The organism is Pseudomonas sp. FP597, assembly GCF_030687435.1.
Taxonomy (GTDB): Bacteria; Pseudomonadota; Gammaproteobacteria; order Pseudomonadales; family Pseudomonadaceae; genus Aquipseudomonas; species Aquipseudomonas lactucae.
Window position 1 is genome coordinate 4,670,354 of record NZ_CP117432.1, and the last position, 24,223, is coordinate 4,694,576.

The following is a 24,223-nucleotide window of genomic DNA, read 5'->3' on the forward strand; positions in this document are numbered from 1 at the left end:
TATGCGTCGCGCCTTGCTCTTCGCTTTTGCTCTGTTTGCCTTGCCTGCCGTGCAAGCGGCAGACCTTCACCCTTTCTCCGTCAGCTATACCGCCGACTGGAAACAGTTGCCCATGAGTGGTTCGGCTGAACGCAGCCTGACCAAGAACGGCGACGGCACCTGGACCTTGAATTTCAAGGCTTCCATGATGATCGCCAGCTTGACCGAAACCAGCGTGATCCTGTTTGACAAGGACACCCTGCAACCGAAGAGCTACACCTTCGAACGCGGCGGCCTGGGCAAGGCCAAGAAGGTCAACCTGGACTTCGACCAGACGGCGAAGAAAGTCACCGGGTTTGAAAACAAGGACGCGGTCAACGTCACCCTGGAAAGTGGCATGCTCGACAAGTCGACCTACCAGCTCGCCCTTCAGCGTGACGTGGCGGCCGGCAAGAAGAGCATGAGCTACCGCGTCGTCGAAGGCACTGATGTCGACACCTACGACTTTCGCGTGATAGGTCCGGAAAAGGTCCAGACCAAGGTCGGCTCGATCGATGCGATCAAGGTCGAGCGCGTGCGTGACCCGTCGCAGAGCAAACGCATCACCCAGATGTGGTTTGCCAAGGACCAGGGCGGCATTCTGGTTGCCCTGCGCCAGGTGGAAACCGACGGCAAGGAATACAACATCATGCTGCAGGACGGTACCGTTGACGGTAAGGCCGTCAAAGGCAGCTGATTGCGCAGAAGAGCTGAACGGGAGCCTCGCTGAATGCGGGGCTTTTTTTCGCCTGAATATTTTGCCTTGAAGCTTCTAGAGCCAATACAAAGCCTGAGACCAACATGAAACTTCTGTCATAAACCGCTAAAGCGGTTTACTTAGCAAGCTAACAAATCGTATAAAAAAGGCCTGCGACGACTTGCCGCAGACCCACCAGAGATTGGAGCAAGCAGATGACTGTAAAAGTGACTGAACGCGACGACGAACATATGTCCCACGAAGCCTTGGGCCATGGGATTCACATCTGGGATGTACACCAACAAGACTTGCTGGTCGGCATGTTTCACAACGAGAGCGATGCTCATAATTATAAAAACGAGCTTGAATCGCTTGAGATGAAACGCCAGGCACAAAGCTCCTGAAACACTGAAATCCCGCAGGCACCCGGCCCCACACAGCAGCTGGAGTGCCTGCAAACAAAAACCCCGCCTGTTGAGCGGGGTTTGTTGTTTTTACAGCCTTACCACATCAGATCATCAGGGATCTGGTAGGCCGCGTACGGATCGTCTTCATCCGGCACCTGGCTTTCGGTGAGGATGTTGAGCTGCACGATACGCTCCGGCGCGCGCTCCTGGATCTTCAGCGCTGCCTCGCGCGGGATCACTTCGTAACCGCCGCCGTGGTGCACGATCGCCAGGGAGCCGTTGCTCAGTTTGTTGCGCATCAGCGTGTTGACCGACAGGCGCTTGACCTTCTTGTCATCCACGAAGTTGTAGTAGTCCTCGGTGGTCAGCTTGGGCAGGCGCGAGGTCTCGATCAGTTGCTTGACCTGGGCCGTACGGGCCTTGGCCTCGGCTTTTTCCTGCTGCTGACGGTTCAGTTCCTGGTCGCGCTTGACCTTTTCGGCGTGAGCCTCAATGGCCAGGCGGGCCTGGGTGTCATCCGCCTCGATCTGACCTTTGTGGACCAGACGCTGCTGCTTCTGTTTCTCTTTGCCGACCTGCTTGGCCTGCTTTTGGTTGACCAGACCTGCTTTGAGCAACTGGTCGCGAAGGGAAAGGCTCATGGTGCTTACTCACTTAGGCAACTGCTCAACCGCAGCTGGACACATTCTTTTCCTGACGTTTGGCTTCGCCCCATAGGGCGTCCAACTGTTCGAGGGTGCAATCTTCTATGGGTTGATGCGTCTCGCGCAATGCCTGTTCGATAAATCGGAAACGTCGTTCGAACTTGGCATTGGCGCCACGCAGCGCGGTTTCAGGGTCGACCTTGAGGTGGCGGGCCAGGTTGACCGCTGCAAACAGCAGGTCACCGACCTCGTCGGCAATGGCCACCGAGTCGTTATCGGCCATGGCTTCGAGCACTTCATCGAGCTCTTCGCGCACGTTATCCACCACCGGCAACGCTGACGGCCAGTCAAACCCGACCTGGCTGGCGCGTTTTTGCAATTTGGCGGCGCGGGACAATGACGGTAAGGCGGCGGGCACATCATCGAGCAAGGAGAGTTGCTCCGGCGCGTCGGACTTTTCTGCACGCTCCTCGGCCTTGATCTGCTCCCAGCGCAGCTTGACCTGCTCTTCGCTCAATTGCGGGATATCCAGCGGCGCATACAGATCGCCGCTGGGAAACACGTGCGGGTGGCGACGGATGAGCTTGCGGGTGATGCTGTCGATCACCCCGGCAAATTCAAAGCGCCCTTCTTCCCGCGCCAGCTGGCTGTAATACACCACCTGGAACAGCAGATCGCCCAGTTCACCCTGCAAATGGTCGAAGTCGCCGCGCTCGATGGCGTCAGCGACCTCGTAGGCTTCTTCGAGGGTGTGCGGCACGATGGTCGCGTAGGTTTGCTTGATGTCCCACGGGCAGCCGTAGTGCGGGTCCCGCAGGCGGCTCATGAGGTGCAGCAGGTCTTCAAGTGAATACATCTTTCTGTGTCCGATCAGTGTGGGAGGGGGCTTGCTCCCGATAGCGGTGCGTCAGCCACCCGATGTATCAACTGACAGCCTGCTATCGGGAGCAAGCCCCCTCCCACATTTAGCCTGCATTCATTCCGCGAATCATGGGGTACGATTGCGCCGGGTTTCGATGATGTTCGGCAACTGAGAAATCCGCCCCAGCAACCGCCCCAACGCGTCCAACCCGGGGATCTCGATGGTCAGGGACATCAACGCGGTGTTGTCCTCTTTATTCGAGCGGGTGTTGACCGCCAGCACGTTGATCCGCTCATTGAGCAGCACTTGCGACACATCACGCAGCAAACCGGAACGGTCGTAGGCACGGATGATGATATCCACCGGGTAGGTGAGTACCGGCACCGGGCCCCAACTGACCTGGATGATCCTTTCCGGCTCGCGCCCGCCCAATTGCAGCACCGAGGCGCAGTCCTGACGGTGAATGCTCACGCCACGGCCCTGGGTGATGTAGCCGACGATGGCGTCGCCCGGCAGCGGCTGGCAGCAACCGGCCATTTGCGTCATCAGGTTGCCCACGCCCTGGATCTGAATATCGCCGCGCTTGCCGGGCTTGTAGCCGGTGGCCTTGCGTGGGATCAGTTCCAGTTGCTCATTGCCGCGCTCCGGCTCGACCAACTGCTGGGCCAGGTTGACCAGTTGCGCCAGGCGCAGATCGCCGGCACCGAGGGCGGCGAACATGTCTTCGGCAATCTTCATGTTGGCCTTTTCGGCCAGCTTGTCGAAGTCCACCTGCGGCAGACCCAGGCGCGCCAGTTCGCGTTCGAGCAAGGTCTTGCCGGCGGCGACGTTCTGGTCGCGCGCCTGCAGCTTGAACCAGTGTACGATCTTGGCCCGCGCCCGCGAGGTGGTGATATAGCCCAGGTTCGGGTTCAGCCAGTCGCGGCTCGGCGTGCCGTGCTTGCTGGTGATGATCTCGACTTGTTCACCGGTCTGCAGGCTGTAGTTGAGCGGCACGATGCGCCCGTTGATCTTGGCGCCCCGGCAGTTGTGGCCGATCTCGGTGTGCACGCGGTAGGCAAAATCCAGCGGCGTGGCGCCCTTGGGCAAGTCGATGGCATGGCCGTCGGGGGTAAAGATGTAGACCCGGTCCGGCTCGATGTCCACGCGCAGCTGTTCGGCCAGGCCGCCGATGTCGCCGAGTTCTTCGTGCCATTCCAGCACTTGGCGCAGCCAGGAAATTTTCTCTTCGTACTGGTTGGACCCGGCCTTGACGTCGGTGCCCTTGTAGCGCCAGTGCGCGCACACGCCCAACTCGGCCTCTTCGTGCATGGCGTGGGTGCGGATCTGCACTTCCAGCACCTTGCCCTCGGGGCCGATCACGGCGGTGTGCAGCGAGCGGTAGCCGTTTTCCTTGGGGTTGGCGATGTAGTCGTCGAACTCCTTGGGAATGTGCCGCCACAGGGTGTGCACGATGCCCAGCGCGGTGTAGCAGTCGCGCATCTCCGGCACCAGCACACGCACCGCACGCACGTCATAGATCTGGCTGAAGGCCAGGCCCTTGCGCTGCATTTTGCGCCAGATCGAATAGATGTGCTTGGCACGGCCGCTGATATCGGCGTCGACGCCGGTGGCCTGCAGCTCCGAACGCAACTGGCCCATCACGTCGCTGATGAAGCGCTCGCGGTCGAGCCGCCGCTCGTGCAGCAGGGTGGCAATCTGTTTGTACTGGTCGGGCTCCAGGTAGCGGAAGGACAAATCCTCCAGCTCCCATTTGATATGGCCGATGCCCAGGCGGTGCGCCAACGGCGCGTAGATGTCGAAGACTTCGCGGGCGACGCGGTTGCGCTTTTCGTCGTCGGCGGTCTTCACCGCACGAATTGCGCAGGTGCGCTCGGCCAGCTTGATCAGCGCGACGCGCACGTCGTCGACCATCGCCACCAGCATCTTGCGCAGGTTCTCGACCTGGCCCTGGGTGCCCAGCACCAGGGACTGACGCGGACTGAGGCTGGCGCTGATGGCGGCCATGCGCAGCACGCCGTCGATCAGCTTGGCCACCACCGAGCCGAAACGCTGGCCCACGGTCGCCAACGGGATGTGCCCTTCGCGCACGCCGCGATAGAGTACGGCGGCGATCAGCGAATCCTGGTCCAGCTTGAGATCGGCGAGGATCTCGGCGATTTCCAGACCGGTACGAAAACTGGAAGTGCCTTCGGCCCACAGGTTCTTGGCCGCATTGTCTTGTTGCTCGGACTCACGTGCGAACTCGCAGGCGGCCTTCATGGTTTCACGGTCCAGTGCCGGGTCGACACTGATGGCATGGTCCAGCCATGCCTCCAGGTTGATACTGCCGTCAGTATTGATCGGCTGGTGTGCTCTCACCTGTACCATTTCTCTTACCTTCCCTACGGCGCATCTTCGATGCGCCAAAATCATCGCCGACCTTGTTTACTGCAAGCTCCGTGGCAGGTCATAGGCCCTGGAGAACGCAGGCCGGTCGGATTAAACGGGCATCCTAGCCCGCTTCAAATAATGCCATGGCCTCGACATGCGCGGTCTGCGGAAACATGTCGAGGATCCCGGCCCGTTTTAGCCGGTAGCCCTGCTTGACCAGCTCAACCGTGTCCCGTGCCAGCGTGGCCGGGTTGCAGGACACATACACCAGGCGCCTGGCCCCCAGAGTGGCGAGCTTGCGCACAACCTCTTGGGCACCATCGCGGGGTGGGTCCAAGAGTACCGCAGAAAAGCCCTGTTTGGCCCATTCCGCGTCAGTCAAAGGCTGGGACAAATCGGCCTGAAAAAACTGCACATTATCCAGATTATTGCTGACGGCGTTGAGTGCCGCCCGCTCCACCATGGTCTGCACACCTTCCACCGCGACCACCTCGCGTACCTGTTTGGCCAGTGGCAGGGCAAAGTTGCCCAAGCCGCAAAACAGGTCCAGCACGCGGTCATCCGGCTGGGGTGCCAGCCACTCCAGGGCCTGGGTAACCATCGCCTCATTGACCCCGGCGTTGACCTGAACAAAATCGCCTGGCCGGTAAGCCAGCGCCAGATCCCAGGCCTCCAACCGAAAGCCGAGGGCCTGATCGGGCTCGACGGGTTGCGGCTGGCCTTCGCCATGCAGCCACAATTGGGCCTCATGGAAAGCACAGAATTCTTGCAGCACCTGCAGGTCCGCGTCGGACAACGGCGCCATGTGCCGCAGCAACACGGCGATGGACGAACCGCTGAACAGCTCCACGTGCCCCAGCGCCTGAGGTTTGCTCAAGCGACGCAGCATGTTCGGCAGGCGCTGCATGATCGGTTGCAAGGCCTGTACCAGCACTGGGCAATCATCGATGGCGACGATGTCCTGGCTGGCCACGGCGCGAAAGCCCACCTCGAGCTTTTTCGCCTTGGCATCCCAACGCACCGCCACGCGGGCGCGGCGTCGGTAGCCCAATTCCGGGCCGCTCAACGGTGGCGCCCACTCTTGCGGTTCGACACCGGCCACACGCGACAGTTGCTCGGCGAGCATGCGCTGTTTCAGGGCAAGTTGTTCGTCGTGGGGCAGATGCTGCACGCTGCAACCGCCGCAGCGGCCGAAGTGCGCGCAAGGTGCCGGACGACGCAGCTCGCTGGCCTTGAACACCCGCTCGGTGCGGGCTTCGACCACTTTGCCGTGGGCGCCCAATACGCGCGCTTCGACGTCTTCGCCGGCCAATGCGCCATTGACGAACCAGGTACGACCTTCAAAGAACACGATGCCACGACCGTCGTTGGCCAGGCGCTCGATGGTCAGGCGCTGTTTCTTGCCCACCGGAATCTGCGGGGCCCGACTACCGCCCGTCGGTTGAAAGCGCAGGCCTCTCTCGTGCTTGGCCATCAGTTGGGTTCGTCGAAGATACCGGTCGACAGGTAACGGTCGCCTCGGTCACAGATGATCGCGACGATGACCGCGTTTTCCACTTCTTTGGACAGGCGCAACATACCGGCCACGGCGCCGCCGGACGACACGCCGCAGAAGATGCCTTCTTCACGAGCCAGGCGGCGCGTGGTGTCTTCGGCTTCGCGCTGGGCCATGTCGATGATGCGATCGACCCGCGCAGCGTTGTAGATCTTCGGCAGGTATTCTTCGGGCCAGCGGCGAATGCCAGGGATGGCCGCGCCTTCCATCGGTTGCAGGCCGACAATCTGGATCGCCGGGTTCTGCTCCTTGAGGTAGCGCGAGTTGCCCATGATGGTGCCGGTGGTGCCCATGGAACTGACGAAATGGGTAATGGTGCCCTGGGTCTGGCGCCAGATCTCCGGGCCGGTGGTGGTGTAGTGCGCCTCGGGGTTATCGCCGTTGGCGAACTGGTCCAGCACCTGGCCACGACCTTCGGCAGCCATGCGCTCGGCGAGGTCGCGGGCGCCTTCCATGCCCTGCTCCTGAGTGACCAGAATCAGCTCGGCCCCGTAGGCCGTCATCGCGGCCTTGCGCTCGGCGCTGGAGTTGTCGGGCATGATCAGGATCATCTTGTAGCCCTTGATCGCCGCAGCCATGGCCAAGGCTATCCCGGTGTTGCCCGAGGTGGCTTCGATCAGGGTGTCGCCGGGTTTGATCTGCCCGCGCAACTCGGCGCGGGTGATCATCGACAGCGCAGGGCGGTCTTTTACCGAACCGGCCGGGTTGTTGCCTTCGAGCTTGAGCAACAGGGTATTGCTGGTTTCACCCGCCATGCGTTGCAAGCGGACCAGGGGCGTGTTGCCGACGCAATCGGCGATTGTTGGGTACTGCAAGGTCATGGCGTATTCGCAATCCAGACTGCGGGGCGCACATCATACCGGGAAAGACCGGCAGGCCATATCACGCAAAGTGTGGTACTTATGGCCTAAAGGAATAAGCGAGGGGTGGAGTGGCTGGGCAGGCGCCCTCCTACCCCAAATGCCCGTCGCCATGATTTCTCTGAAAAACCTCCTCCCCCATCGCCGCAATCTGCCCCTCAATCAATGCTTCGAAAGGTTTGAGCAACGGCTCAAACGAAACCGGCGCCTCCAGCACCTGCAACGCCTGCACGATGGCTTCTACCGTCGACAGCGCTCCCGGCCCCGGCGCCTTGCGCAGTCGATAACGCGACACGCCGCCCTCGGCCAAGGTCACCCGAGGCAACGCCGCCAGCAGCGGATTCAGATGCAGCAGTTTGCGCGCCTTGCGCCAGGTGCCGTCGGGCACCACCAATAGCAGCGGTTGATCGCCGGGCGCATAGGCGTGCAGTGGCTGGGCGTCGTCCGCTGGAAACAACAGCCGTGCCTGATAACCGGGCGGGCTCAACAACGTCGCCAAATCATCGAACACCTCCCCCACCACCAATTGCGCATTGCTCAAGCCCAACGCCGCCAACCGCGCAGTATTGAGCGCGTGTCCGACCTCACTCGGGTGCTGCAACAGCAATACACGGGTGCGACTGTCGAGGCTGGGGATCAGCGCGCACAAGCAGTGGCTGATTGGCCTGTGACAACGGGAACACTGGGGTCTGGACATGGTTTTTCAGGCCTGGTTGAGCTGGGCTTTGAGTAAATCGCGAAAGGTCTGGATCAGCGGCTCGCGGCTGCGTCCCCGGCGCATGATCATCGAGAACGGCGCCTGATAGCCGAAGGTCGCCGGCAGCAGCACGCGCAGGTCCCCCTTGTCGGCCCAAGCCTGCGCATAGTGCTCCGGCAGGTAGCCGATATAGGCGCCGGACAGTACCAGGATCAGCTGCGCCTCCATACTCTCCACCGTCGCGGCGCTGTGCTTGAAGCCGTGGCGCGCCAGTTCCGCCTGGCTCCAGTAGCCACGCCCGACCATGCGCTGCTGGGTGATCACTTGTTCGGGGATGCGTCGTTCATTGAATAGCGGGTGCCGCGTGCTGCAATACAACCAATGCTGCTCGCGGTACAGCGGCATATAGATCAACCCGCTCATGCGGTTGGAGAACGCACCGATGGCCAGGTCGAGGCGGTTGTCCTGCACGCCCAGTTGCAGCTCGTAAGGGCTCATCACCGATAAATGCAGGTGCACCGCCGGGTGTTCCAGGCTGTAGGCGCCGATCACTTCGGCGAACGGCAGGGCCTTGTCGCTGACGGTGGAGTCGAGCACGCCGAGCTTGAGGGTACCGCGCAACTCGCCTTTCAGCGCGGCGGCGTATTGCTCGAAGCCTTCGAGCTCAGCGAGCAGGCGCAGGGTTTCCTGGTGGAACAACTCGCCCTTGCTGGTCAGGCTGAAGCCACCCCGGCCACGATGGCACAACACCAGGCCCAGCGCCGATTCCAGCTGGCTCATATAGGTGCTGATGGCCGAGGTCGACAGGTTGAGTTCGTGCTGGGCATTGGCAAACCCCTGGTGCCGCACAACGCTGACGAAGATGCGCAGGAGTTTCAGGTCGGGCAAGGCGTTGGCCATTGGTCGGCTCCGGGTATGGATCGGGGCAGTCTACCCGCCTGCATTAGTTTAGAAAATTCTGAACTAAGTATTTGCCCCAGCCGATTCTTCCCCGTCTGCACTTTTCGCAGAATCGGCCCCCTGATAAACACAACAACGATGAGGCACTCCCGTGGACAAGATTTTCCATCAACCACTGGGCGGCAACGAAATGCCGCGCTTTGCCGGCATCGCCACCATGATGCGCCTGCCCCACCTGCAAACGGCCAAGGGCCTGGATGCCGCTTTTATCGGCGTGCCCCTGGACATTGGCACCTCGCTGCGCGCCGGCACCCGTTTCGGGCCGCGTGAGATTCGCGCCGAATCGGTGATGATCCGCCCCTACAACATGGCCACCGGCGCCGCACCGTTCGACTCGCTGTCGGTGGCCGACATCGGCGACGTGGCGATCAACACCTTCAACCTGCTCGACGCCGTGCGCATCATCGAAGAGGCCTACGATGAAATCCTCGAGCACAACGTGATCCCCATGACCCTGGGCGGTGACCACACCATCACCCTGCCGATCCTGCGGGCGATCCATAAGAAACACGGCAAGGTCGGGCTGGTGCACATCGATGCCCACGCCGACGTGAATGACCATATGTTCGGCGAGAAAATCGCCCATGGCACCACCTTCCGCCGCGCCGTCGAAGAAGGCCTGCTCGATTGCGACCGCGTGGTGCAGATCGGCCTGCGCGCCCAGGGCTACACCGCCGAAGATTTCAACTGGAGCCGCAAGCAGGGTTTTCGCGTAGTCCAGGCCGAGGAATGCTGGCACCACTCCCTCGCGCCGCTGATGGCCGAAGTGCGTGAAAAAGTCGGCGGCGGCCCGGTGTACCTGAGCTTCGACATCGACGGCATCGACCCGGCCTGGGCACCCGGCACCGGCACCCCGGAAATCGGTGGGCTGACCACCATCCAGGCGATCGAGATCATTCGTGGCTGCCAGGGCCTCGACCTGATTGGTTGCGATCTGGTTGAAGTTTCGCCGCCCTACGACACCACCGGCAACACCTCGCTGCTGGGCGCCAACCTGCTGTACGAGATGCTCTGCGTACTGCCCGGCGTGGCGCACCGCTGATGAGCACACACGAGGTGCTGCACGCTGCCGCCGACCTGGTGGCGGCCTTCGCCCGCAATGATCGCGCCGCCTATTTCGGCGCGTTCAGCAGTGATGCGAGCTTCGTGTTCTACACCCTCCCCCAGCCGCTGCTCAGTCGCGATGCCTACCAGGCGTTGTGGGACAGCTGGCGTCGGGACGAGGGCTTTGAGGTGTTGTCGTGCACCTCAAGCAACGCGTTTGTCAGCCTGCAAGGTGACGACGTGGCGATATTTGTGCATGACGTGGCCACCGAGCTGCGCATGAACGGGGAGCCATTTTTCAGCCAGGAACGCGAGACCATTGTCTTCAAACGGCAAGGGCTACGCGAAGAACAACAAGGCCCGTGGCTGGCCTGTCACGAACATTTGTCCGCTATGCCGGAAGGGCTGCCGCCCCCTTAGCCAATGTGATCGGAGCTGATCATGAATAATAAAAACAACGAAAACAGTATTCGCAAGATAGAAACCAACGGGGTCGAACAGATCCCGGACCACGAACGCACCGCCAGCCCCACGGATCTGTTTCGCCTGATCTTCGGCGGTGCCAACACCTTTGCCACCGCCGTACTGGGCGCGTTCCCGGTGCTGTTCGGCTTGTCGTTCCAGGCCGGTGTCTGGGCGATTGTGCTGGGCGTGCTGGTGGGCGCGCTGATCCTGGCGCCCATGGGCCTGTTCGGACCGATCAATGGCACCAACAACGCTGTGTCTTCCGGTGCGCACTTTGGGGTGCACGGGCGAATTGTCGGCTCGTTTCTTTCGCTGCTGACGGCGATTGCCTTCTTCTCACTGTCGGTGTGGAGTTCGGGCGATGCGCTGGTCGGCGGTGCGAAACGTCTGATCGGCCTGCCGGAAACAGACCTGACCCTGGGCCTGGCCTATGGCCTGTTCGCCCTGCTGGTGCTTACCGTGTGCATCTACGGCTTTCGCTTCATGCTGTGGGTCAACCGCATCGCGGTGTGGGCGGCGAGCCTGCTGTTTCTGCTCGGGATCTTCGCATTTGCGCCAGCCTTCGACAGCCACTTCGCCGGTACCGTGGCCTTGGGCCAGAGCGGGTTCTGGGCAGCGTTTATCGGCGCAGCGCTGGTGGCCATGAGCAACCCGATTTCCTTCGGCGCGTTCCTCGGTGACTGGTCGCGCTACATCCCGCGTGAAACGCCGAAAATGCGCATCATGCTGGCGGTAGTGGCGGCACAGATCGCCACCTTGATCCCGTTCCTGTTCGGCCTGGCTACCGCGACCATCGTGGCGATCAAGGCACCGGACTACATCGCGGCCAACAACTACGTCGGCGGTCTGCTGGCGGTGGCGCCCACCTGGTTCTTTCTGCCGGTGTGCCTGATCGCAGTGATTGGCGGCATGTCCACCGGCACCACCTCGCTGTATGGCACCGGCCTGGATATGTCCAGCGTATTCCCGCGCCTGTTGACGCGGGTCAAGGCCACGCTGCTGATAGGGGTGATGTCGATTGCGTTCATCTTTATCGGACGTTTCGCCGCCAACCTGGTGCAGAGCGTGTCGACCTTCGCCGTGTTGATCATCACCTGCACCACGCCGTGGATGGTGATGATGATCATCGGCCTGATCGTCCGTCGCGGCTTCTACTGCCCGGATGACCTGCAGGTGTTCACCCGCGGTGAAACCGGTGGGCGCTACTGGTTCAGCCATGGCTGGAACTGGCGCGGGCTGGGGGCCTGGATTCCGAGCGCGCTGGCGGGCCTGTGCTTCGTCAACCTGCCGGGGCAATTCGTCGGGCCGCTGGGCAATCTGGCCGACGGCATTGATATCAGCCTGCCGGTGACGCTGGGGTTGGCGTCGGTGGTGTACCTGACGTTGCTGTTTGTGTTCCCGGAGCCGGCTTCGGTCTATGGCCCCAAAGCGCGGCTTCGCAGCCCAGCGGATTCGACCAGCTCCCGCGCCACCAAAAGCGCCCCTACACCATAAAAAGAACATCGGAGACTCGCCGTCATGGCTTTGGATTTATTCGTCGTACTCATCTACGCCGCCGGCATGCTCGTGCTCGGCTATTACGGCATGCGCCGCGCCAAGACCCACGAAGATTACCTGGTGGCCGGTCGCAACCTTGGCCCTTCGCTACATGGGCACCATGGCCGCCACCGTGCTGGGCGGTGCATCCACCGTCGGCACCGTGCGCCTGGGTTACGTGCATGGCATCTCCGGGTTCTGGCTGTGTGCCGCACTGGGTGCCGGGATCATCGCGCTGAACCTGTTCCTGGCCGTCAAAATGTCCCTGCCTGACGGCATCCGGGGTCTGGTGAGCGCTGCGGCACTGGCGGCAATGATGTCCACCGCCAGCGCCGGTCTGCTGGCCGCCTCCACTGTCCTGACCGAAGACCTGCTGCCGCGTTTGCGCGGCGGCAAGCAGTCGAGCCTGGCAGTCAACCGCCTGTTTACGATGCTGACCGGCATCGCCGTGCTGGGCATCGCACTGGTGGTCAACGACGTGATCAGTGCGCTGACACTGGCCTATAACCTGCTGGTCGGTGGCATGTTGATCCCACTGATGGGGGCGATTTTCTGGAAGCACGCAACAACGCCGGGCGCCATTGCCTCCATGGCCCTGGGCTTCGTGACGGCGCTGGTGTTGATGTTCAAGGATGGGCTGGATGCAAACACAACGATCTACTACAGCCTGGCGGTTGGGTTGGTGAGTTTTGTGCTGGTGAGCCTGGTTTCGCGTCGCCCGGAGCAAGCGACGGCTCGGGCTGTATGAGGTAGAGCGATTTCTTCAGCGGGCGCGACGTCGGAGGTCGCGCCCGTTTTTTTCATTCAAGTGGCATGGGTTCTCGTCTGGATGAGTTCCTGTACCAGGGAGGCCCATACCAATCCCTGTGTCGTGCCCCCGGCATAGGTTCCTCCGGCTGTAACTTGATGGTAGGCGGACCAGTAAACGATCGAGAGTCCGTCTGACGTGCCGGGTCTGGTACATTCGATAATATGCAAGTCGTCTCTTTCAACGGCCCTGCGGTAGGACGCTGGAAAGTGTCGGGAAACAGCGCCTAGGCACGCAGCCAGTATCTGCGCCTTATTCTCTGGCGTTGAATCGGGTGGAACCTGCCCGCCGGAGACAAGAATATCGTCCCCATCCAAGCGGCAATTCATCACCCCGATTGGCAACTCGTACTGCAACTTGAGCCCGCGCATGTCAGCACCTTCATTACCAACAGCACGCAGCTTGAAAAACCAGCCAGTGATCGCGATGACCCCCGGTTCCTCTGCGCCCATAGCAGTGACGACGTAATGTTCCCTGCTCAGCTCAGCGATTTCGGCCGGGCTCAGATGCCCAGGCACAAACTGAACCCCACCGCGCTGCAAAAGCGCTTCCAGTTCATGCATGAAATGGATGAGTTCCAGATCGTAGCCCGAGACTTCAATCGCCCGGCCGATCCCTGGAATTGCATAGCGGGCCTGCAATTGCATTCGACTGATCTCTGCGAACTCCCCTCCCGCCCTGCCACTCGGCCAGGGCCTGTTTTCGATCTCGCGTTGCTCGCGAATCGCGGCCTCCACATCACCGGCATCTTCCCTATAGGCCCGAACAATTCGCGCCCGCGCGAATCGGGCAAGCGACGGGTTGTCGGCGAGGAGCTTTTCAAACAGCTCAATGCCTGCACGATTGCACTCAACGCTCAGATGCTGGTTGGCGGGAAACAGATAGTCATTGTGCAGCGGCTTCGCTGTCGTCTCCGTGGCTGACAGATGACGCATGTTCACCTGCTTGTGGCTGGCGCCATCGCTTTGCCGATTACCTCCGTATACCGCGACCCGATAATTCGCCAGGCGCAACATTACGGCTTGGAGCAGGCCATTGATCCCTCGGCCGATGACCGACACACGCGGCGCGTCGACATCGACCGGGTGAGTGGGGATCGTCAATGACTGCGCAAGTTTGCGCCTGACAAGGCCGCGCAAGGCCATCAGGCTCAGTTGAACGCAAACGGCGTAATCAAGATCGCCATGACAGGCTTCGGTCGTTGCTGCGCGTGTCGTCAGCGTCGGCGGTTTACGCCACGAGGCAACATCACAACCGAGCGCTTGTATGCGCATTCGAAACGCGTCCAACGTCGCAGGCCCGTAGTCCAATACCAGCTGGATCTCTTCGGCAGCCGCCAGCGTGCGCAAAGCGTCATCGCTGAAGACGTCCGGTTTGGCGACACACACCAGGCGAGCGCGCGCATGCAGGCGTTCAATAAGGGCTCGATCGATACGGTGAACGGATTCATCATTCAGGGACACGCAGAGGGCGACAGCGCGAGCGCCCTCCAGCACCTCGAACCCGTCCGTCTCGAATGACACACGCCTGTCGGGGAAGTCTGTCGTTCGCCCCTGCCGTTCCAATACCCTGATCCGGACAGCCGGATCCCGATCAAGCAGCAACTTGACCAATTCCTTGCCCACATTGCCGTAGCCCAGCACACAGATATCGTGGGGCAGTGAACCATCGGCCAGGGTCAGCCAGTGCGCGATATAGGCAGCAACATGTGGCGCGTTGACCCCAGGCGTATTGATCACTTGGATACCGTTGGACTCGCACAGATCCAGCCGCACCTTATCCAGGCTGGTGCCTCTGCGCACCAGGCAGAGTTCTCCAAACGGGCGGGATGTACGCCATTGGCCAATGACCTGGGCATCAATGGCCTGGTCTCCCGCAATGATCGTGGTTGGACGCAGAAGAGCAATCTGTATGAGCAGCGCTTGCTGGGTTAATGAAGGAGAAAGAAACACGATGTTTGCCGGTGCTTCAGCCTTCCAGCCTCTCGATACAGGCGCGATATGCAGGATATTTTCGGTAGTGGCGATGAGCGACGCGGCAACGGGCGGAACGCAAGAGAGCACCATGGCGTTATCTCCAACAATTCTGACTTACTCAGGCACGTTGCCGCTTTTGAGTAAGTTCAAACTCAGGAAAAACTGATGGAACTCAACCTACGCTTATCTTGAGAATTGAATAAGCCAGCCGATTCTGACAAACCGGTAGTCCTATTCCGATACCTGAATATGAAAGCCCGCACATATTTCGCTGGGGATGAGGGGGCTGGGTGGGGGCCTGCTTCGCAGGCCGGCGCAGGGCAAGCCTGCTCACTACAGCAAGCTCGCTCCTACAGGCAAGCCGGAGTCATTAAGACCGAGCTTATCTGCGACGGGGACGGCGCTGCTCATCATCCGTGCGAATCGGCACGGGTTGCAGCGGCGGCTCGATCAAACCCAACGCTACGCCGAGGTCATGGAGCCAGTTCTGGATTTTCTCTTTCATGATTGCCCCCTTTGAGGGTAGTACGGCACGGCGCAATGCTGTCGCCTTTTCCTACACTGATAGTAGCCCTAAGTCCTACGTATTGCTTGTACGAAACCACAACGAACTATTACTGAATTCATCCAAATGCTGACGGACCGGTCAGGCAATCGCGCGTTTGGCTTGCAGGACCTCGGCCTTGCCGTCTTGCTGCAGGTCGATCCATGCATTGAGGTTAGCGCCGAGCATACCCTTTCGCCACATCAGCCAGGTGGTTGCAGTGGCAAAATGCCCTGTCAGCGGATGAACGGACACGCTGTCCTTGCCCGGCAGGCTGTCGAGCATGGATTGGGACATCAACGCGACCCCGGAACCGGCAATCACACACGCGAGCATGCCTTGGTACGACTCAATCTCAATGGCTCGCCCCATGGCCACATGTGCACTGGAAAACCAGCTCTCCAGGCGTGTGCGATAGGCGCAACTGCGTCGGAAAGTGAACACCGAGCGCCCGATGACATCCTGGGGGCCGCGCACGGGCGGATGGTCGGCCTCGCAGATCAGCACCAGCTTTTCCTCGCATAGCTGCACGCCGTCCAGCGTGTCAATGCTCAACGGACCATCCACAAACGCCGCATCCAGACGCCCCGTGATCAGCCCTTCCAGCAGCTCACCACTGGGCGCCGACTGCACCTGCAAATTCACCATCGGGTAGGCTTTGTGATAACGCGCCAGCAGCTTGGGCAAATGCACCGCGCCGGTGCTGTACATGCTGCCCAGCACGAAGTCGCCGGCCGGCTGCCCCCCTTGCACTGCGCCGTGGGCTTCGTCATGCAGTGCCAGCAAGCGACTGCTGTAGCCCAGCAACACCTTGCCTGCGGGAGAAAGTTGCAAGCGTTGACGCTCGCGCACGAACAACTCCACGCCAAGTTGTTCCTCCATCTGTTTTAGCCGGGTCGACAGGTTCGATGGCACACGATGCAAGCGCTCGGCCGCACGGGTAATGGAGCCTTCTTGCGCCACGGCCTGGAAAATACGCAATTGACTGAACTCCATACCTTTCTCCAAAACTGAACAAGTTACTCACTATTATTCATTTTTACAGAAAAACAAAGCGCTTTAGGCTGAAGGTCATTCGTTCTTAACAGGCACCCGACCATGTCCCCCCTGATTCGCCTGATCGCCAGCTCTATTGCCCTGATGATGGCCATGGGCATTGGCCGCTTCGCCCTTACCCCGCAAATGCCACACCTGCTCAGCGAAGGGCAGATCGACCTGACCGGCGCCGGCCTGATCGCCGCCGCCAACTACCTCGGGTACTTCGTGGGTGCGGTGGACTCGATTTTCGCCCGTAGCCATCACCACGTACGCGGTCGCCTGTACGGCGGGCTGTGGTTGTGCGTGCTGCTGACATTCGCCTCGTATTGGGCCAATGGTTTCTGGCCGCATCTGCTGTTGCGCTTCGGTACCGGCGTGGCGAGTGCCTGGGTATTGGTGATGATCACCAGTTTGAGCCAGCCGCTGGCGATTGCCGCCGGACGCCCACGATTGGGCGCCCTGGTATTTGCCGGGCCGGGGCTGGGGATTCTGTTGAGCGGGTTGCTGGCGCTGGGCTCAAACCTGCTGGGGCAGGATTCAGCCACCTTATGGTTGTTATATGGTGCGGCAGCGCTGGTGATGTTGCTGGCGATCCTGCCATTTTTACCGCAGCCCAGCGTGAGTTCTCCAGTCGCCAGCCATGGCGCTGCGGGCAGCAATGGCAGCATCACGCACCTGTGCTGGATTTATGTGTTGTTCGGGCTGGGCTACATCATTCCGGCAACCTTCCTGTCGCAGATGGCCAGCGCCCAGTTCAACGGCGCCTGGCAGGCCGATTTGTTCTGGCCATGCTTTGGGCTGGTCGCCGCGATTGGCGTGGGGGTGGCGAGCTTGCGTCGCAAGGACCCGCACACCACACGCCGCTGGCTGATGACCACCTTGTGGCTGCAAGCGGCCGGGGTGTTCGCCTGTTTGCTGGGCAACGGCTGGGGGTTGGCACTGGGCGTGCTGCTGTGCGGCGCACCGTTCCTGGCGTGCATGCAATTAGTGATGGCGCGTTTGCGCGATGTCGCGCCACACGGTTACCAGCGCAGCACCGGACTGCTGACCGCCAGCTTCGCCATAGGCCAATTGAGCGGGCCATTACTGGCCTCGGTGAGCAGCCACCTGAGCGGCGGCCTGCAACCGGCATTGGTGATCGCCGGTGCGGGCCTGTTAGTGGCAGGTGCGGTGCTGCTTAGCCCGCCACCAAAGGTGTTGGCGCGCGAACCTGCTCGCGCCGTGCCAGCACCAGGAAAAACAGCCCACCCAGGAAGCAGCCGGTAAACCAGGCAAAGTTGGCCATGCCCTGCAACGCCGGAGTGAAAGTGATCGCCACGCCCACCAGCGTGGCGGGCACCAAGGCCTTGACCGCCGTCCAATTCACGCCGCCGTCGAAGTAGTAACGCCCGCTCGGGCTGTCATCGAACAGCGCATCCACGTCGATCTTCTGCTTTTTGATCAGGTAGAAATCCACCAGCAGGATCCCGAACAGCGGCCCGATGAACGCCGCGAGGATGTCCAGGGTGTAATGGATCATCAGCGGGTTGTTGAACAGGTTCCACGGGGTGATGAAGATCGAGGCCACGGCGGCGATCATCCCGCCGGCGCGCCAGCTGATTTTGCTGGGCGCCACGTTGGCGAAATCAAAGGCCGGCGAAACGAAGTTGGCGACAATGTTAATGCCGATGGTGGCCGTCACAAAGGCAAAGGCACCCAGCAGCACGGCCATGCTGTTGTCGATACGCGAAACGGTGGCAATCGGGTCATGCAGCATTTCGCCAAACACCGGCAAGGTGCCCGAGACAATCACCACGGTGACCAGGGAGAAGGCCAGGAAATTCACCGGCAACCCCCAGAAGTTACCGCGCCGCACGTCCTGCATGCTGCGGCAGTAGCGGCTGAAATCACCGAAATTCAGGGTTGGCCCGGAGAAGTACGACACCACCAACGCAGTGGCCACGATCACTTGACCAAACGCCTGCCAGCCCGACAGGGACTTTTCCGACAGGGTAAAGCTGATATTCGCCCAACCGGCCTTCCACACAATCCAACCGGCCAGGGCAAACATCACCGCATACACCACCGGCCCCGCCCAATCGATAAAACGCCGGATAGATTCCATGCCGGCCCAGAACACCGCAGCCTGCAGCACCCACAGGCTAAGGAAACCAAACCAGCCCAGGTAAGACAGGCCGGCGAAATGCGGCTCTGCAAACACTGCCATCTGTGGGAAAAAGCGCAGCACCACAATGATCAAGGCGCTGGAAGCCAGATAGGTCTGAATGCCGTACCAAGCCACGGCGATCAGGCCGCGAATCACCGCAGGAATATTCGCACCGAACACGCCAAACGCCAGTCGGCAGATCACCGGGTAAGGCACGGCGGCCTGCTGGCTGGGCTTGGCCACCAGGTTGGCGATCAACTGCACGATGCAAATACCGACGAGCAAGGCGATCAGCACCTGCCAACTGGCCAGCCCCAGGGCGAACAGGCTGGCGGCGAACACATAGCCGCCGACGCTGTGCACGTCGCTCATCCAGAAAGCGAAGATGTTGTACCAGGTCCACTTTTGCGGCAGTGGGCCCAGGTCCTGGTTATACAGGCGCGGGCTGTAGCCTTTGGGCAATTGTTCGGTCATCGCTGAGTCCTCGAAATACCGGCCTGGACTTGCATCACGGGGATGCATACGCGAGGCGGCATGGTTTGTATACGAGACAGTCAGCAGAATACGTGCCAATGGCACACAATCCCTCTATAACGGGACCTCAAAGTCGGTGATGGCGCTTTAAACGAGAGGCGTGCGCTCAGCAACGGTGCATATCAATCCTGTACACAATCACCGGTGCACCCGATGTGCACACAAGTACCCAACCGTGCAGCACGCCGCTGTCAGGAAAGCCCCCCAGGCCATGTCCATCACAGCCAAACCGGCGGACCAACCTTGCAGCGTCGCCCAATTACTCAGGTCATAGGTACCGTAGGCAACCACACCGAGCAGAGCCCCCAGACGCGCCGCGCGTTGCCAGTTGGCGCTGGGCAAGACCACGAACACCATGCAACCGACGGCATACAACAGATAGAAGAGCACTGCGGGCAACAGGCGGGGCTGATCGAGCATCAGCGGGCCCAGCAGGGATTTGTAGGTAGGGCCCATGAACACACCGAGCCAGAGGCCGTCCAGGATCAGAAAGGCGAGCAAGGTGCCGAGGTAGGCAAACACGGTTTTCTGGGTCATCAAAGCAGCCTCTGTAGGCGCCGATTGGCGCCTACAGAAGAGCAAAACGCACTCAGCTTAGTTCAATGCGATCGGCATGAATCACGATCTGGCCTTGCTTGTACAACGCACCAATGGCCTTCTTGAAGTTGCCCTTGCTTACACCGAACAAGCTGCTGATCAGCGCCGGATCGCTTTTATCGCTGACCGGCAGGGTGCCGTTGTTTTCGCGCAACTTGGCGAGGATCTTCGAGTTGAGGCTGGAGGCCGCTTCCTGGCCGACCGGTTGCAGGCTCAGGCTGATGTTGCCATCGGCACGGATCTCTTTGATAAAGCCTTTCTCTTCCTTGCCCGGACGCAGGAACTTGAACACTTCGTTCTTGTGGATCAGGCCCCAGTGCTTATTGTTGATAATCGCCTTGAAGCCCATGTCGGTGGCTTCAGCGACCAGCAGGTCAACTTCCTGACCGACCTGATAGTTGGCCGGCGTCTTGTCCAGGTAACGGTCCAGACGCGCGGTGGCCGTGATGCGCCGGGTGTGTTTGTCGAGATAGACGTGGACCACGCAGTATTCGCCGGCGGTCATCTGACGCTTTTCTTCGGAATACGGCAGCAACAGGTCCTTTGGCAACCCCCAATCGAGAAACACGCCAATACTGTTGACTTCCACCACTTTCAAACTAGCGAATTCGCCGACTTGAACTTTGGGTTTTTCGGTGGTGGCGATCAGTTTGTCATCGCTGTCCAGATAAATGAAAACGTTAAGCCAGTCTTCATCTTCACTGGGAATATCCTTGGGAATATACCGATTGGGCAAGAGGATTTCGCCGTCTTGCGCACCATCGAGGTACAAACCAAAGTTAGTGTGTTTAACCACTTGCAAACTGTTGTAGCGCCCGACTAAAGCCATGTCCAATACCCTCATTACGTGGGCGGCATTCTACCCGAGTTGCGCCTGCCACGCGCGCGCACCTGAAAAATCGCGGGCTGATGTGGCGTTCCAATGGCACCGCCCCGCTCGTCCGATCGATCGGCTGAATTCAGGCAGGCGGACCGTCTCGATCAATGCCCAGGGTTTCGATTTAAAACAGCACGTTAGCAGGCGATTTCACAGATGAACGGGGGCTATTTTCAGGCACCGCACTAATTCTTCGGGGATATTTACCAAGTAATTGTCAAGTATTTCCTGTACGATGCATGGCCAAGTTAATTTTTTACAGGTTAGTGGCCGCCATGCGCGTAAAAGCATCCAACAGCAAAGCAAAGCCAGCTCCCGCCGTTGAAACCAGCGAATCGATCAACAACCAGATCGCGGCGTTCCTCAAGTCCGGTGGCGAAATCCAGCAAATTGCCAAGGGCGTAAGCGGCCAGACTTTCGGCCCGTCCAAGCAGATCAGCCTGGGTAAAAAGTAAAACCGCGCAACACACCTGGTCCCTAAGCGTCTTGCTCTCAAGGCGCTAGGACTAGAGCCCGAAACACCCTGCCGACACACTCAATATCGTGCTAATCGACGAACGGGCCTCACCGCCTGGCATACGTCGGTATCCTTGCACACGTCTAGCACGGGCCTGCGCCCGATTTTCTCCGTTACTGCTCCTCGCTTTTCATGGAGTGAAGCATGCTCAAACCCTGCATTTTCCTGGTCAGCACCTTAGTGGCGTGTCCCCTCGCCGAAGCGCAGATATTCCAGCGCGAACTGGGCGACTTCGACCTGAAATTAGGCACCACCCCCAGTCGTAGCATGGCCCAGGGCCTGGTCAAGCCCACTTCACCGGGCAGCGATTCGTTCCATGGTGGCCTGGACCTCAGCCATGACAGCGGCCTGTACTTCGGCCAATTTTCGCCAAACATGGGCCTGTCTTCGGCGAGTACCCTCGAAGTCGACTCCTATATGGGTTTCAAGCACCCCTTCGACCAGACCCTGGGCTACGAAGTGGGGTTGATTCACTACAGCTACCCCAAGCTCAGCCCCCTCGACAGCCAGGAGTTCTACGGCGGCCTTAACCTGCTGGGCAATCGCTTCGGCGCCTCCTTCAGCAACGACCCCGACCGCCAGGACAGCACCCTGTTCGCCGACCTCGGTGGCACCCAGCCTTTCGGCATCGGCGTGAGCATGAAGTACACCACCCATCAATTGGGCACGCCGGCTTCGGTAGACGGCGGCACCATCAGCAGTTTCAGCGACTGGTCGGTGCAATTCTCGCGCGCATGGAAGGGCATTGACCTGGACCTGATCTACAGCGACTCCAGCCTCAGCGGCGGCGATTGCTCGGCCTACTCCGGACACAATTCGCAATGTGACGGCCTGTTGACCTTGAAGGCCGTGCGCTCGTTTTATTGATGGGCTGAACTGTCGCGCCCGGCGTGGGTTCACATGCAATAACCCACTCTTGCCAGGACATGCCCATGCTGCGTCGGCTTAAACTTCTGATGGTCCTGCTGACCCTGAGCCTGGTGCTCACCGGTTGCAGTCGCGTAGGCCTGGCCTATCGCAACCTGGATGTGATCATCCCCTGGACGCTCAATGACTACCTGGACATGAACGCCGGGCAGAAGAGCTGGTTCAACGACAAACTCAAGGAACACCTGGCCTGGCATTGCACCACACAACTGCCCGGTTACCTGGACTGGCTCGACCGTCTGCAACAGATGGTCGATGACAACCAGGTAAACGACGCAGCGCTGCAAAGCCGCACCCTCGAGGCCAAGCAAGCCATCGCCGACGTCGCCCGCGAGATCACGCCATCGGCCATCGAGTTGCTCAAGGGCCTGGATGATCAACAGGTCCAAGAGATGAACGACGCCCTGGCCAAAGACCTGCGCAAGCGCCAGGACGAATACCTCAAGCCGCCGCTGGCCCAGCAAATCAAGCAACGCGCCGAGCGCATGAACAAACGCCTGGACACCTGGATGGGCCCGCTCAGTGCCAGCCAGCAGAACCGCGTCATGGCCTGGTCCATCGTCCTGGGGGAGCAGAATACGCAGTGGATCGGCAACCGCGCGCACTGGCAGGCGCAATTTATCGACGCCGTGCAACAACGCCACAACGCCGACTTCCCGCAAAAGATGCAGCAACTGCTGGTAGACCGCGAAAGCCTGTGGACGCCCGCCTACCGCGCCGCGTATGCGCAGACCGAAGCCGCCGCACGCAGCCTGTTGGTCGATGTCATGGCGCAAAGCACCGCGCAGCAACGCCTCAAACTCACGCAAAAAATCGACGGCGTACGCAGCGACTTCAAGGCACTCAAATGCCTGAAGAGCACCGAGTCCTAAGTGGGCGACAGTGCGCCCAGCCACGCCACCAGCGCGAGGATCAGCACCACGGCGCCGAACTCCAGGACCATGCTGCGCCGCAGCGCGGCGATGGCTGGCGCCGTGTCGCCCGCCGCCACGGCGCGTTGCAGCAACGGCGTCAGGTGCAAGCGATTGAGCGCCGCCAGCCCCAGCATCACGCCGAACACGCCTAGTTTCAGGCTCAACAGGAGCGCGTAGAGACCACCGCCAAGGCCGTCCAGACTCGGCCCGACCACCCACAGATAATTCGCCACACCGCTGACGATCAGCACGGCGACGAATCCCGTACCTATGCGCCCGAACCCCGCCAATGCGGCGGCCAATGACTCTGCGCGGCGGGCATCCCCCACTGACGCGCGCATCAGCAACAGTCCAAACGCCGCCAACGCGCCCACCCAGCCCGCTGCCGCCAACAGGTGCGCACTGTCGCCGAGCATGTGCCACACCCCCGGCGCTCCCTCGTGCATTGCGCCATGGCCGGTCCACATCAGGGTCACCAGTGCGATACCGCCAAACAGCGTGGCCAGCGATAAACGAGCGCTGGACGCGACCACAACCAGCGCCGCGACACGCAGCCACCAAGTCATACCGAAATCGGTCTGCCAGAGCATCATCTGCAAGTGCGGCCATAACGTCGGCCAATCCGTGGCACCGCTCATGGCCTGGGTGATGCTCAGCATCGACGCGATCGAAAGCAGCACGCCCATGCCCGCCGTCCACCCCAGCAGCTTCTTGAAATTCAATAGCGTGCGCTCTGCGGCCTTCAACCCGTAGAGGCCAAAAAGCCCCAGGCCAAACACCAGCATCAAGTCCAGATAGAGCGCAAAGCGCAGCAGGATTGGGCTCAGTTCGCTCATGGCTGGACGCTGAACACCAGGTTCCCGGTGATCGGGTGGGTGTCGGATGACACCGCCCGCCAGTCGACCCGGTAGGTGCCGGCCGTCAGCATAGATGCCGGCTTGATCAGCATCACCTTGGGGTCAGTGCCGGCCGCCACGCTGGCCTTCACCGGCATCGGCGAATTGGGCATGCCGGGCATATCGGTCATGGTCAGCTTGGCGCCGGAGAACTGCGTCAGCAGCTTCTCCGAGAAACGCAGCTCTATCACGGCCGGCGCCGCGCCCTGGGCGCCGGCTGCCGGAGCGGACAACAGCAGTTTCGGATGGGCCTCAGCCTGCAGGCTGAGGATTAATCCGACCCACAGCGCACCACCCGCTAACGCAGTTTTCAACATCGACATGCAAGGCT

General features: G+C 60.7%; 24 protein-coding genes and 1 pseudogene. 10 read left to right on the forward strand and 15 right to left on the reverse strand.

Annotation, left to right across the window (positions count from 1 at the left end; translation table 11 throughout):
• The first annotated feature begins 1 nt into the window (after window position 1).
• Both PSH66_RS21275 and PSH66_RS21280 read left to right on the forward strand, forming a co-directional pair.
• Complete coding sequence (locus tag PSH66_RS21275) at window positions 2-715, forward strand: DUF3108 domain-containing protein (protein ID WP_003175378.1); 714 nt, start codon at window positions 2-4, stop codon at window positions 713-715.
• Between the two features lie 215 nt (window positions 716-930).
• Window positions 931-1,119, forward strand: coding sequence for a hypothetical protein (locus PSH66_RS21280; protein WP_003175379.1), 189 nt, complete (start codon window positions 931-933; stop codon window positions 1,117-1,119).
• A gap of 98 nt (window positions 1,120-1,217) precedes the next feature.
• Here PSH66_RS21280 and PSH66_RS21285 read toward each other — a convergent pair whose 3' ends face one another.
• The 7 genes from PSH66_RS21285 to PSH66_RS21315 form a co-directional block, all read right to left on the reverse strand.
• Window positions 1,218-1,763 (reverse strand): DUF2058 domain-containing protein, encoded by a 546-nt coding sequence (locus PSH66_RS21285; protein ID WP_078734154.1) that lies wholly within the window; start codon window positions 1,761-1,763, stop codon window positions 1,218-1,220.
• A 25-nt stretch (window positions 1,764-1,788) separates the two neighbouring features.
• Complete coding sequence (gene mazG / locus PSH66_RS21290) at window positions 1,789-2,622, reverse strand: nucleoside triphosphate pyrophosphohydrolase (protein ID WP_305427598.1); 834 nt, start codon at window positions 2,620-2,622, stop codon at window positions 1,789-1,791.
• 132 nt (window positions 2,623-2,754) lie between these two features.
• Complete coding sequence (relA, locus tag PSH66_RS21295) at window positions 2,755-4,998, reverse strand: GTP diphosphokinase (RefSeq protein WP_078734156.1); 2,244 nt, start codon at window positions 4,996-4,998, stop codon at window positions 2,755-2,757.
• A 124-nt stretch (window positions 4,999-5,122) separates the two neighbouring features.
• Entirely contained in the window at window positions 5,123-6,475 is a 1,353-nt protein-coding gene (gene rlmD / locus PSH66_RS21300; RefSeq protein ID WP_003175384.1) for a 23S rRNA (uracil(1939)-C(5))-methyltransferase RlmD, read from the reverse strand.
• Window positions 6,475-7,377, reverse strand: coding sequence for a cysteine synthase CysM (cysM, locus tag PSH66_RS21305; RefSeq protein ID WP_003175385.1), 903 nt, complete (start codon window positions 7,375-7,377; stop codon window positions 6,475-6,477). The genes rlmD and cysM overlap by 1 nt, the downstream gene beginning before the upstream one ends.
• Window positions 7,378-7,507: 130 nt before the next feature.
• Window positions 7,508-8,113 carry a tRNA-uridine aminocarboxypropyltransferase gene (locus PSH66_RS21310; RefSeq protein ID WP_305427599.1) on the reverse strand — a complete coding sequence of 202 codons (606 nt, stop codon included), beginning with the start codon at window positions 8,111-8,113 and terminating at the stop codon, window positions 7,508-7,510.
• A gap of 6 nt (window positions 8,114-8,119) precedes the next feature.
• On the reverse strand, window positions 8,120-9,013 hold the full coding sequence (locus PSH66_RS21315) for a LysR family transcriptional regulator (protein WP_003175387.1): 894 nt from the start codon (window positions 9,011-9,013) through the stop codon (window positions 8,120-8,122).
• Window positions 9,014-9,164: 151 nt separating this feature from the next.
• On the opposite strand from PSH66_RS21315, the gene speB reads away from it, so the two are divergent.
• The 4 genes and pseudogenes from speB to PSH66_RS21335 all read left to right on the forward strand — a co-directional run bounded on the left by speB (window position 9,165) and on the right by PSH66_RS21335 (window position 12,866).
• Complete coding sequence (speB, locus tag PSH66_RS21320) at window positions 9,165-10,115, forward strand: agmatinase (RefSeq protein ID WP_003175388.1); 951 nt, start codon at window positions 9,165-9,167, stop codon at window positions 10,113-10,115.
• Window positions 10,115-10,537 carry a nuclear transport factor 2 family protein gene (locus PSH66_RS21325; RefSeq protein ID WP_305427600.1) on the forward strand — a complete coding sequence of 141 codons (423 nt, stop codon included), beginning with the start codon at window positions 10,115-10,117 and terminating at the stop codon, window positions 10,535-10,537. The genes speB and PSH66_RS21325 overlap by 1 nt, the downstream gene beginning before the upstream one ends.
• Before the next feature lie 21 nt (window positions 10,538-10,558).
• Entirely contained in the window at window positions 10,559-12,076 is a 1,518-nt protein-coding gene (locus PSH66_RS21330; RefSeq protein WP_003175390.1) for a cytosine permease, read from the forward strand.
• Window positions 12,077-12,100: 24 nt separating this feature from the next.
• Window positions 12,101-12,866, forward strand: a pseudogene (locus PSH66_RS21335) (hypothetical protein).
• Between the two features lie 56 nt (window positions 12,867-12,922).
• Here PSH66_RS21335 and PSH66_RS21340 read toward each other — a convergent pair.
• The 3 genes from PSH66_RS21340 to PSH66_RS21350 form a co-directional block, all read right to left on the reverse strand.
• On the reverse strand, window positions 12,923-14,992 hold the full coding sequence (locus tag PSH66_RS21340) for an FAD-dependent oxidoreductase (RefSeq protein ID WP_305427601.1): 2,070 nt from the start codon (window positions 14,990-14,992) through the stop codon (window positions 12,923-12,925).
• Between the two features lie 292 nt (window positions 14,993-15,284).
• On the reverse strand, window positions 15,285-15,407 hold the full coding sequence (locus PSH66_RS21345) for a PA1414 family protein (RefSeq protein ID WP_003193089.1): 123 nt from the start codon (window positions 15,405-15,407) through the stop codon (window positions 15,285-15,287).
• 141 nt (window positions 15,408-15,548) lie between these two features.
• Window positions 15,549-16,442 carry a LysR family transcriptional regulator gene (locus PSH66_RS21350; RefSeq protein ID WP_003175396.1) on the reverse strand — a complete coding sequence of 298 codons (894 nt, stop codon included), beginning with the start codon at window positions 16,440-16,442 and terminating at the stop codon, window positions 15,549-15,551.
• Window positions 16,443-16,544: 102 nt separating this feature from the next.
• Between PSH66_RS21350 and PSH66_RS21355 the strand changes: the two genes are divergently transcribed.
• The gene (locus PSH66_RS21355) at window positions 16,545-17,750 is read left to right on the forward strand and encodes an MFS transporter (protein ID WP_305427602.1); all 1,206 of its coding nucleotides are present in this window, start codon (window positions 16,545-16,547) and stop codon (window positions 17,748-17,750) included.
• Here PSH66_RS21355 and PSH66_RS21360 read toward each other — a convergent pair.
• From PSH66_RS21360 to PSH66_RS21370, 3 genes are all read right to left on the reverse strand, one after another.
• A complete protein-coding gene (locus PSH66_RS21360; protein ID WP_003175398.1) occupies window positions 17,662-19,104 on the reverse strand; it encodes an NCS1 family nucleobase:cation symporter-1 in 1,443 nt (480 codons plus the stop codon). The genes PSH66_RS21355 and PSH66_RS21360 overlap by 89 nt on opposite strands.
• A 198-nt stretch (window positions 19,105-19,302) precedes the next feature.
• Window positions 19,303-19,701, reverse strand: coding sequence for a DUF2177 family protein (locus tag PSH66_RS21365; protein WP_141063573.1), 399 nt, complete (start codon window positions 19,699-19,701; stop codon window positions 19,303-19,305).
• Between the two features lie 52 nt (window positions 19,702-19,753).
• A complete protein-coding gene (locus PSH66_RS21370) occupies window positions 19,754-20,590 on the reverse strand; it encodes a S1 RNA-binding domain-containing protein (protein ID WP_003175400.1) in 837 nt (278 codons plus the stop codon).
• A 323-nt stretch (window positions 20,591-20,913) separates the two neighbouring features.
• Between PSH66_RS21370 and PSH66_RS21375 the strand changes: the two genes are divergently transcribed.
• From PSH66_RS21375 to PSH66_RS21385, 3 genes are all read left to right on the forward strand, one after another.
• Entirely contained in the window at window positions 20,914-21,093 is a 180-nt protein-coding gene (locus PSH66_RS21375; RefSeq protein ID WP_017527541.1) for a hypothetical protein, read from the forward strand.
• 206 nt (window positions 21,094-21,299) lie between these two features.
• The gene (locus tag PSH66_RS21380) at window positions 21,300-22,022 is read left to right on the forward strand and encodes a TorF family putative porin (protein WP_003175402.1); all 723 of its coding nucleotides are present in this window, start codon (window positions 21,300-21,302) and stop codon (window positions 22,020-22,022) included.
• Window positions 22,023-22,087: 65 nt separating this feature from the next.
• Window positions 22,088-22,954: a DUF6279 family lipoprotein gene (locus PSH66_RS21385; protein WP_305427603.1), complete on the forward strand. Its 867-nt coding sequence runs from the start codon at window positions 22,088-22,090 to the stop codon at window positions 22,952-22,954.
• Here the strand turns inward: PSH66_RS21385 and copD are convergent.
• Both copD and copC read right to left on the reverse strand, forming a co-directional pair.
• Entirely contained in the window at window positions 22,951-23,832 is an 882-nt protein-coding gene (copD, locus tag PSH66_RS21390; protein WP_305427604.1) for a copper homeostasis membrane protein CopD, read from the reverse strand. The genes PSH66_RS21385 and copD overlap by 4 nt on opposite strands.
• Window positions 23,829-24,215, reverse strand: coding sequence for a copper homeostasis periplasmic binding protein CopC (gene copC, locus PSH66_RS21395; RefSeq protein WP_003175405.1), 387 nt, complete (start codon window positions 24,213-24,215; stop codon window positions 23,829-23,831). Before copC ends, copD begins: the two co-directional genes overlap by 4 nt.
• Between the last annotated feature and the right edge of the window lie 8 nt (window positions 24,216-24,223).